The following is a 7,503-nucleotide window of genomic DNA, read 5'->3' as shown; positions in this document are numbered from 1 at the left end:
ACTGCGATCTGGATGTACGCGGATAGAGTTTGATCGTTGAAGCAGGAAGATCCGATGCTTCAGCTTAGGAGTAGCTCACATGCCTAAACTTAGATCATGACCTGGATGTGAGAATATTACATAATTGTCTAAACTTTTAATATAGTCCTATAAAGAACTACGATCGTTTTATGAAAAACTCAATCTAATACAAAATTATAGGTATATTCAATGACAATTTTATGATCGATTATATAGTTGAAATTTAAACTGAATGTTTCAGTATTATTGAATGAAAACGCGTAGAATGTAAAAGATAGCGGTACATTGTTTGATAGGTTGAAAATAGTATTATTTGAAATGATGGATAAAGATGTATCATTCTGCGCTAATATGATGATATTAGAAGGCATAGATCCATTTATCCAAAGTTGAACTGCATGATTCGGAGATAAGGAATCGTTTACCTGCAAAGCATCAATAGCGAATAAAAAGGATCCCCTTGCAAACTGTTCAGGATTCAGGTATATTGTAGAACCACTTCCTATTATAAATGAATCCGCTGTATTATTTACTGAGATATTACCCAAATAGAAAAAAGCTGGTCCGTAAGTAAGGTAAACCTTATCTGCCATCGAGTTGACCTGTATATCATATCCGTTAGATATTGCCACTCCCGCTGGCACAGCACTCGACACAGATAGGGTTACCATAGCCAAAGCTATGGCGACCGCAATTGCATATTTAATCATATACGTAGTTCAGATACAACGTTGAAGATCCTGATGATGTGGAAGATACGGAAACAGCTATGACAAAGCTGATGTAGTAAATATGGCCAGGAGTCAGCACTATCGAAGCTCCGAGAGAGTATGAGGTTTCGGTGCCCGTTGTGTTTTCTATAGAGTATTCTGATGATGACCATGATAGAGAAGATTGACTATTGTTGCTAACGTATATTGATATTCCTGATGGAAGACTGCCGTTTATATAGAGTGCTCCACTTACTCCCACATCCTTGATCTCAAGAACGTTCATCAGATAGTCAAAGCCTGAATATTTAGTATAGTTAACCATTATGGTGGATCCGCTGGTTATGTTTTTCCCGTTATTGGAACCCGTCGCAACAGGAGCATAAATATATCCATTTTCTTTTGCTATGTCGTAATTAGGACCTGGCATGAGGTAAATACCGTGCGTTGTAGTGCCTACAGAGACCGAATATGTGTCGGAGACTATGACGGACGCAGTCGCAACTGTAGGAAGCAATAATGCAACCGCTATCAGTGGAATTAATTTCTTGAAATTCATAAAAACATGATAATCATTCTTTATTTAAATCTAATTGTGCATATTGAACATATTACCATATTTGAAATATTGAGCATTTAGTAAAATTATGGAAAACACCATGAGTGCATCGATCAACAAGGTGAAACGTATCAGATGGCAGAATATGTGCGATGTGCCCAGAAAGTACCCTATGGTTATGGATCCGAGAAATTCACCTGCATACCGCCCTCCGTTGAAGAATCCTATCAGAGATCCGTAATTTCTATCCCTGTCTTTCAGCAATAACGGGATGAAGACAATTTCAAATATGGTATAACCCACGGCGAATATGAAGAAGCCTGTAGCTACAAGAATCTGAAATTTCCATAGGGAGAACATAAATATTGCTGAAACTGCAAATAAAAGCAAGGTTATTGTGGAGATCGAACTTTTCATTCCCATTCTTACGCTAATAAAGATACCGAGAATACCTGCAGATATCAAAGTGATCAATATCATCGTTGAATATGACATCTCGCTAGCGTACGATGTCCAGTATAATGGGAGAAAGAAAAACGATCCAAAGAGAAGAAATGATGAGGCAAATGAAGAAAAAAAGAAAGGAACATTGATCTCCAATGCCGACTTGGCACCAGATTTTACGCTATGTTCCTTCAGCATCGATATGGGAATTATTGAGATGAATCCAAGAATGGCAGAAATCAGAAATAATGCGCTCAAACCAATATATTGCATGATCCATGGGCCGGCGATCACACCTATAACTATTCCAAATCCTGAGAACGTGCCTACGGTCGCCATATAGATTGTACGCCTTTCACGATCAGCCTGTTCGTTCAGGAGTGCCAACAGTGGACTGCTCATAGCTCCAAAACCAGCTATGGCCCTTGAAAATATAAGTATCAATATGTTAAAAGGATGCCATGAAATTAGATTTCCAAGGGAGAAAAGAATGGCAGATAGATAGGCGATCTTCTTTCTTCCAATGATGTCGGATAAATGACCTAGCAGCATCTGAGAAAATATCATAGCTATACCATATACTCCCAGAGCCATACCGGCCATCAGCCCTGAATCCGTGAAACGGAACGCGTAAAGCGAGAAGACAGGTATAGGCAAAAATGCAGAAAACGTTCTGATGCCCTCTAACATACCTATGAGGGAAACGTTCTCCTCGTGCATCAGGGATGATATGTGCCTGAACATAGCTATATTCTTCACGACACTCTGCGATATAGAATCTCGATATATTATTTCCTGACTTCGGATCTCTCAGAATAAGCTATGAAATGCTCTTTTATGGTATTTCGTTTGATTCCCCATTATGGCATTAATCGTATTTAGGTCATAATTATACATTTTTCAAATGTTATATGTTTTTAAAAATGAAAAAATCTTAATATTAAGACTTGAATATCTAATTGCAGTGAAAAAGTTACTCGATGTATCGCATGTTTCCAGCAGGGGTTCGTCCCTGCGCATAACCATACCGAAGAAGGTGATCCAGAAACTGGACATCAAGCCAGAGGATATAATTGGTTTTTTCGAGGATGACGGCAAAGTCACAATAGAGAAAATAGAATGAATCACTGAAATTCTGAGATATCTATGCCTTCTAATGATCTCCTTGCAGGGTCGATCATCTCGTCAAGTATAGTGCTAACTGTATTCTTCAATTCCGAAGGCTGTATCTCTCCCTTTATATATGCCTGATCAAATATCTCTGCATTGTCAATAGTGATCTTGCCTTCTTTTCCTGATATTACGATCTCCTTATCGTAGTACGGGATAACAATGTACTTCATTATCTCAGCAACCGGATTCCCCTCCACCTGTCCTGGGGGGCAGTAAGCAGCATTTATCTTCCTCTCTATATCCGCACGATCATCGGTCACCAGTATGGCGGAATTCGGGTCGCTCTTCGACATCTTTACGAAATTGTCCATTCTACTGTTACCCTTCAGGCTGCTCAGCAGAAAGCCATGAACGGAGACGACCTTCTTTCTCTTCATCTTCTCAGCTATATCCCTGGCAAGCATGTGAGCATGCCTCTGATCCATACCACCGAAAGCCACGTCAACATCAAGATAGAATATATCTGTAACCTGCATGATGGGGTACAAATACATACTGAAGTCCTTCTCGGCATCCGTCTCAGTCCTGCCCATTATGGGAAGCGCCCTTATCACTCTCTTAAGTGTACTCTTCTTGGCTGTATTTATGAACATCTGCCAGTAATCTGAAGAATCAACAAGATCTGAAGCCCATATATAATCGGCATCGGTCAGACCTTCAGATCTGAAAGCTTTCTTGAGCACTTCACCCCCTTTTCTTATCAGATCCAGATCGCCGTGAAGCTTGTTATTTATCATCGCATGCCAGTCGGCAAGCAATACAGTTATTTTCATATCATGCTGCAGTTCTGCAAGCTTCCTTGGCCACATAACAGCCGTTGCTATATGCGGTATACCTGAAGGCTCTATCCCAATATATGATCTGACATTATCCGCATTAACTAGCTTCTCTGCATCTTCCTTGGTCACGATCTCTCTGGTATTCTTGTAAAGTTTTTCGATTAACTGCATCGTGCTGGTTATCGTTGGTGCCATTAATAAATGTTACATTCGCACATGCCAAGGCCGCAAAACGAACAATACTTAGCAAAATAGTCCATAGAAATTGTATTACCATTATTTTCGAAACCGTAATAAACTGCACTGAATTAACTCCATGATATGAGATACACCAAAAACTGGAAAGCTAAAAAAGGGCTCATAAGGGTTACGCTCGATCTTGAAGGAAATACGATAAAGGATATCCATATCTCTGGGGATTTTTTCATGTTTCCAGAGAATTCCATTAACGATCTTGAAGATATGCTGAAGGGATCCGATGTCAACAGCGTTGCGGAGATAGTCAAAAAGTTTTACCAGCGCGGGATAACAACGCCAGGCGTTGATCCTGAAGATTTCGTAAAGGCTTTAACGGTGATCTGATGGAAGGTAGACTATTGTTTGTAGAAACTCCTGGAAACACCCGCATGAGCCTTGCGTATGATGAGGCAATATACAGGAGCTTTCAGTATGGCGATAAGCCTATTCTGAGATTCTATCAGCACGATAGATCGGTAATTATAGGATACTTCCAAGTCGCAGAGGAAGAAGTCGATCTTGACTATATGAAAAAGCACGGCATAATGCTTGCAAGACGATACACCGGCGGGGGAGCAGTGTACCATGATCTGGGTGATCTTAATTTCTCTGTTGTCAGATCGAGCGATGATATGGACATAACCTCAATGTTCAGAACAATGAATGATGCTGTGGTAAATTCTCTGAGGATATTAGGTCTGGATGCAAGACCAGGAGAGCTTAATGATGTTTCCATCCCGGTTAATAAGAAGACAGACATAATGGCAGGGGAGAAGAAGATAATGGGTGCTGCAGGCGCGATGAGAAAGGGTGCCAAGCTCTGGCATGCTGCCATGCTGGTCAGAACTGATCTCGACATGCTTTCCGCCGTTCTCAAGGTTCCGGATGAGAAGTTCAGGGACAAGATCGCAAAGAGCACAAGGGAAAGAGTGGCAAACGTATCGGATTTCGTGAACGTTTCAATTGAGGATGTCAGAAATGCTCTGATAAAGGGTTTCTCCGATACGCTGCATATAGATTTCAGGGAGTCTACTCTCACAGAGAAAGAAGAAAACATGGCGGAAGAACTGTTCGACAGAAAGTACAGCACTGAGGAATGGAACATGGGGTTGGTGAGAAAGGAGATCGTCTGAAGTATCCATGGTGTTTCAGGCCTTATCCACCAGAATCCTGAAATGAATAATTCGAAATTAAACCATTCTCGATATGGATAGCTTAAATATTTAAAAATCAATATAGATTCATATGGTTCTAGAAAGCTTTTCAGCCTCGCTGCGTGAGACCATAAGAAAGATCACCGGATCGAGCTATATCGACAAGGAAACCGTTAAGGAGATATCAAAGGATCTGCAGCGTGTGCTCTTGAAGGCCGACGTCAACGTGAAGACCGTGCTACAGGTCACGAAGGAACTCGAGAGGAGGGCTCTCGAAGAAAAACCGCCCTCTGGAATGGCCCATCAGGACTACATGGTTCGCATAATATATGAAGAGCTACTGAAGATACTTGGAGAACCATCAAATGTGAAGCTCAAGCCTCAGACCATAATGCTGGTTGGTCTATACGGAAACGGAAAGACGACAACCGCCGGAAAGCTTGCAAGATTTTTTGCAAAGAAGGGGCTGAACTCAGGCCTTATAGCTGCCGACGTACACAGGTATGCGGCATACGATCAGTTGAAGCAGATCGCCTCTGAGGTCAATGCTAAATTCTATGGAGATCAGAACGAGAAAGACCCGGTAAAATTGATCAAGCATGGACTCGAATATCTGAAGGATGTGGCTGTAAAGATAATAGATACCAGCGGAAGAGACTCCATGGATGAAGAGCTCTTCGATGAGATCAAGATGATAAAGGCCGCGATAAATCCTGATGAAGTGCTGATGATAATAGATGCCACAATGGGGCAGCAAGCGGGGCCAGAGGCAAAGGCATTCAATGAGGCCGTTGGCGTCACTGGCATAGTGATAACAAAGATGGATGGTACTGCAAAGGGTGGTGGAGCGCTGAGCGCGGTTGCAGAGATACATGTTCCAATATACTTCATAGGTACAGGCGAACACATGGATGACCTCGAGGTGTTCGACCCGAAGAAGTTCCTATCGAGATTGCTCGGTCTCGGAGATCTAGAATCGCTTTTTGAGACCGTAAAGGAAGCAGAAATAACGGAGGAGGAGGCTCAGGAATCCTTCGAGAAACTGATGACCGGTAAATTTAACCTCAAGGACATGTACGATGTCTGGGAAAAGTTCTCCAAGCCTGGGCTTATGAAAAAACTTGTGGATGCCCTTCCACTCGCGAGAATACCCGGATCACAGAAGATAGATGAAACCAGGATCCAGAGCGCTGAGGACAAGCTAAAGCTTTACAGGATCATAATGGACTCGATGACGTTCCAGGAACTGGAAAATCCTGACATAATAAATGCTAAGAGAATAACGAGAATTGCCAGAGGGGCCGGAGTGAAGGAGGAAGACGTAAGGATGCTGCTGAAGGAATTCAGAGCCATGAAGAACAATATGAAAATGATGAAGGGCAACCGTGGCCTGAAGAAGATGCTGCAGTCTAATTTCAGGTCCGGGAATTTCGGCCTGGAGGATCTCGGAATAAAGGAATGAACACGCTGCGTTGAAAAAATTTAATCTTTATTCGTTCCTTTGAGCTGTGATATCACCACAGGCACATCCAATTTTTCGCTGATTTATTAGCAAGAAAAATTCTCGAATTGACTGAACTTTTTCAATAAAAAGATCAGATGAGGTCTTCAAGTTCCTTGACGACCTCAGGGTATTTTTCAGCGATTGCCTTCAGTATAGCCTCTACAGATATCGTGGTCAGTACCTGTTCTGATACTATATCCACGAGCTTGTCCAGCGTATCGTCTGATAGCATCGCAAGCTTCTCCTTTGCCACCCAGTTTCTGAGATGCTTCCTTTCGAAGCGTTCCTTGACCAGTTTTTCGTATTTCTGCATCATCTGTGGGGAGTAATCGTTGCTTTCGATGGCTTCCTTTGTTATCTGGGCAGCATACATTCCTGATACTATAGCATTCGCTATTCCCCCGCCGGTTATGGGATCTATCAGTCTGGCCGCATCTCCCACCAGCATGAGGCCAGGCATGGTTATTGGCATCTTGACCTTTGAGACAGAGACGCCACCTGTGACCAGCTGTATGTCCTGCCCCTTCTTCAGGCCAGGATGGTTCTCTATGAATCTGTCTAGATAATTCTTCAGTTCAAATCTGTTGTGGATCATGTTTATGGATGAACCGATGCCGACGTTTGCCATTCCCTCTCCCTTTGGAAATACCCATATGTATCCGGCTGGCGCTATAGAACCAAGGTAGAAATCGGTATAGTCCGGATCCACATCAACGTTTATCATTCTGTACTGCAGCGCGGAAATTATGTCGTTCCTCGCCAGTATAACGCTCTTAAGACCGGCCCATCTTCCGAACTCGCTTTCGAAGCCATCTGCAGCTATCACCATCTTGGCCCTGACTTCAACGATCTCATTGTTGTGGCGTATTTTGGCTCCTGCAACCTTTCCGTTCTCCTTGATAACGCCGAGAGCTGGAGACTT

Annotated in this window: 9 protein-coding genes; 4 read left to right on the top strand and 5 right to left on the bottom strand. The window is 42.5% G+C overall.

The features are described from left to right. Positions 1 to 179: 179 nt before the first annotated feature. The 3 genes from Q0C15_RS07260 to Q0C15_RS07250 form a co-directional block, all read right to left on the bottom strand. Complete coding sequence (locus Q0C15_RS07260) at positions 180 to 614, bottom strand: hypothetical protein (RefSeq protein WP_297217828.1); 435 nt, start codon at positions 612 to 614, stop codon at positions 180 to 182. 109 nt (positions 615 to 723) lie between these two features. Continuing rightward, entirely contained in the window at positions 724 to 1,290 is a 567-nt protein-coding gene (locus Q0C15_RS07255; protein WP_297217825.1) for a hypothetical protein, read from the bottom strand. Positions 1,291 to 1,320: 30 nt separating this feature from the next. Beyond that, positions 1,321 to 2,493, bottom strand: a complete 1,173-nt coding sequence (locus Q0C15_RS07250; RefSeq protein WP_297217822.1) for an MFS transporter — start codon at positions 2,491 to 2,493, stop codon at positions 1,321 to 1,323. A gap of 205 nt (positions 2,494 to 2,698) precedes the next feature. On the opposite strand from Q0C15_RS07250, the gene Q0C15_RS07245 reads away from it, so the two are divergent. Continuing rightward, positions 2,699 to 2,857 (top strand): AbrB/MazE/SpoVT family DNA-binding domain-containing protein, encoded by a 159-nt coding sequence (locus Q0C15_RS07245; protein WP_161952078.1) that lies wholly within the window; start codon positions 2,699 to 2,701, stop codon positions 2,855 to 2,857. 1 nt (position 2,858) lies between these two features. Here the strand turns inward: Q0C15_RS07245 and Q0C15_RS07240 are convergent, their stop codons facing one another. Further along, positions 2,859 to 3,857 carry a tyrosine--tRNA ligase gene (locus tag Q0C15_RS07240; RefSeq protein ID WP_297217817.1) on the bottom strand — a complete coding sequence of 333 codons (999 nt, stop codon included), beginning with the start codon at positions 3,855 to 3,857 and terminating at the stop codon, positions 2,859 to 2,861. A 150-nt stretch (positions 3,858 to 4,007) separates the two neighbouring features. On the opposite strand from Q0C15_RS07240, the gene Q0C15_RS07235 reads away from it, so the two are divergent. From Q0C15_RS07235 to Q0C15_RS07225, 3 genes are all read left to right on the top strand, one after another. Continuing rightward, positions 4,008 to 4,268 carry a lipoate protein ligase C-terminal domain-containing protein gene (locus Q0C15_RS07235; protein ID WP_297217814.1) on the top strand — a complete coding sequence of 87 codons (261 nt, stop codon included), beginning with the start codon at positions 4,008 to 4,010 and terminating at the stop codon, positions 4,266 to 4,268. Then, on the top strand, positions 4,268 to 5,056 hold the full coding sequence (locus Q0C15_RS07230) for a biotin/lipoate A/B protein ligase family protein (RefSeq protein WP_110640469.1): 789 nt from the start codon (positions 4,268 to 4,270) through the stop codon (positions 5,054 to 5,056). The genes Q0C15_RS07235 and Q0C15_RS07230 overlap by 1 nt, the downstream gene beginning before the upstream one ends. A gap of 112 nt (positions 5,057 to 5,168) precedes the next feature. Further along, a complete protein-coding gene (locus tag Q0C15_RS07225) occupies positions 5,169 to 6,539 on the top strand; it encodes a signal recognition particle protein Srp54 (protein ID WP_297217810.1) in 1,371 nt (456 codons plus the stop codon). A gap of 133 nt (positions 6,540 to 6,672) precedes the next feature. On the opposite strand, the gene Q0C15_RS07220 is transcribed toward Q0C15_RS07225, so the two are convergent. After that, positions 6,673 to 7,503 (bottom strand): NAD(P)/FAD-dependent oxidoreductase (locus Q0C15_RS07220; protein ID WP_297217808.1); only part of this gene is annotated, 831 nt, incomplete at its 5' end.

The sequence above is a fragment of the Thermoplasma sp. genome (assembly GCF_023256435.1).
Lineage (GTDB): Archaea > Thermoplasmatota > Thermoplasmata > Thermoplasmatales > Thermoplasmataceae > Thermoplasma.
The sequence above is the reverse complement of the archived record's forward strand: the minus strand, read 5'-3'. Positions and strand labels throughout refer to the sequence as shown.